General features: G+C 50.3%; 1 rRNA gene. It reads left to right on the top strand.

The features are described 5' to 3' along the window. A 23S ribosomal RNA gene (locus tag ABCP60_RS15905) occupies positions 1–1,585 on the top strand; the annotation flags it as partial.

Here is a 1,585-nt window from a genome sequence, read left to right as displayed (position 1 = left end):
CTTGTGTGACCGCGTACTTTTTGTAGAACGGGCCAACGAGTTACGTTAAGTAGCAAGGTTAAGCACTTAAGGTGTGGAGCCGTAGCGAAAGCGAGTCTTAAATGGGCGACTTAAGTTACTTGACGTAGACCCGAAACCGGGCGACCTATCCATGAGCAGGTTGAAGCGAAAGTAAAATTTCGTGGAGGACCGAACCCACGAGCGTTGAAAAGCTCGGGGATGACTTGTGGATAGCGGTGAAATTCCAATCGAGCCCGGAGATAGCTGGTTCTCCCCGAAATAGCTTTAGGGCTAGCCTTGAGCTTAGAGAAACGGAGGTAGAGCACTGAATGTCCTAGGGGGTATTGCACTTACCGAAGACTATCAAACTCCGAATGCCGTCTTCTTTTGCTCAGGAGTCAGACTGTGGGTGATAAGATTCATAGTCAAGAGGGCAACAGCCCAGATCGTCAGCTAAGGTCCCTAAATGTACGTTAAGTGGTAAAGGATGTGGGATTGCACAGACAACCAGGATGTTGGCTTAGAAGCAGCCACTCATTTAAAGAGTGCGTAATAGCTCACTGGTCGAGTGATCCTGCGCCGAAAATTTCCGGGGCTAAAACGTACTACCGAAGCTACGGCATCATTTATGATGGGTAGGGGAGCTTCGTATGCAGGCTGAAGCATGACCGTAAGGACATGTGGACAGTATACGAGTGAGAATGTTGGCATGAGTAGCGAGACGTGGGTGAGAATCCCACGGGCCGTAAACCCAAGGTTTCCAGGGGAAGGTTCGTCCGCCCTGGGTTAGTCGGGACCTAAGCCGAGGCCGAAAGGCGTAGGTGATGGACAACAGGTTGATATTCCTGTACCACCAATAACCGTTTGAGGAATGGGATGACACAGTAGGATAAGCTAACCACACTGTTGGTTATGTGTGGCTAAGTACTGAGGCAGTCAAGATAGGCAAATCCGTCTTGATAATGCTAGGGTACGATGGGGAGCCCTTTTGGGCGAAGTAGCTGATTTCACACTGTCGAGAAAAGTCTCTACCGAGGTTAAAGGTGCCCGTACCGTAAACCGACACAGGTGGGTGAGGAGAGTATCCTAAGGCCAGCGAGAGAACTATTGTTAAGGAACTCGGCAAAATGACCCCGTAACTTAGGGATAAGGGGTGCCATCCTTTGGATGGCCGCAGAGAATAGGCCCAAGCGACTGTTTACCAAAAACACAGGTTTCTGCTAAGTCGCAAGACGATGTATAGGAGCTGACGCCTGCCCGGTGCTGGAAGGTTAAGGGGATCTGTTAGGAGTAATCCGAAGCAGTGAACTTAAGCCCCAGTAAACGGCGGCCGTAACTATAACGGTCCTAAGGTAGCGAAATTCCTTGTCGGGTAAGTTCCGACCCGCACGAAAGGCGTAACGATTTGGGCACTGTCTCAACAATAGACTCGGTGAAATTGTAATCCCGGTGAAGATGCCGGGTACCTGCGACAGGACGGAAAGACCCCATGGAGCTTTACTGTAGCTTGACGTTGGGTCTTGGTACTACATGTACAGGATAGGTGGGAGACTATGAAGCATGGACGCCAGTCTGTGTGGAGTCA

The sequence above is a fragment of the Romboutsia sp. MSSM.1001216sp_RTP31141st1_G3_RTP31141_220114 genome, assembly GCF_039031195.1.
Lineage (GTDB): Bacteria > Bacillota > Clostridia > Peptostreptococcales > Peptostreptococcaceae > Romboutsia_C > Romboutsia_C hominis.
Note: the sequence above shows the minus strand (reverse complement) of the source record. Positions and strands in the feature narration are given on the sequence as shown.